The sequence below is a fragment of the Pseudomonas sp. FW305-3-2-15-E-TSA4 genome (assembly GCF_058787295.1).
In genome coordinates this window covers 1-515 of record NZ_JBYSZP010000047.1, presented here as the reverse complement: position 1 = coordinate 515, position 515 = coordinate 1, and the positions used below count along the sequence as shown (strand labels likewise).

At 56.3% G+C, this 515-nt stretch carries 1 protein-coding gene; it reads right to left on the bottom strand.

The window, feature by feature from the left end; all coding sequences use genetic code 11:
* A partial coding sequence (locus tag AC3WMV_RS28340; RefSeq protein ID WP_492561409.1) for an IS110 family transposase occupies nucleotides 1–425 on the bottom strand: 425 nt, incomplete at its 3' end.
* Nucleotides 426–515 lie beyond the last annotated feature (90 nt).

The window sequence follows — 515 nt, the reverse complement described above, 5'->3', positions numbered from 1 at the left end:
CGCTTGTTGTCGTCGCGCTGCTGGACGAAGTGCTCGCGTAATTGAATCAACTCGCGCAGGGCTTCACGCTCAGGCGAGATGGGCTTTTCGCGAGACGCATGCAGCGCTTCGGCAAAATCGGCGAGAACCGCCGCGTCGATGGGATCGGTTTTGGCGTTCTTGCCCATTGCTACGGCAAAGGCTCTGGCCCGGCGAGGATTGATCCTCAACACGCTGAAACTTGCCTGCTGCAATGCCGCCATGACCTTGCGTTCATAGCCGCCTGTGGCTTCCAGCAACACGCGGCCAACCGTGTACTGACCTAAACGCGCGACCAGCACATCAAAGCCTTCAACGGTATTGGGAACTTCAAAGCCGTCTTTCTGTGGTTGAACCCAGACGACCAGATTGGATTTGGAGATATCGATGCCGACCCAGGAAATCATGGCAAAACCCTCTTACACTCAGAAGTGAGAGTGCTCTGGCTTTGCCCACGCTTGTGATTCGAGTGGCGCTCGTCCAACTGTTCGGGCTTA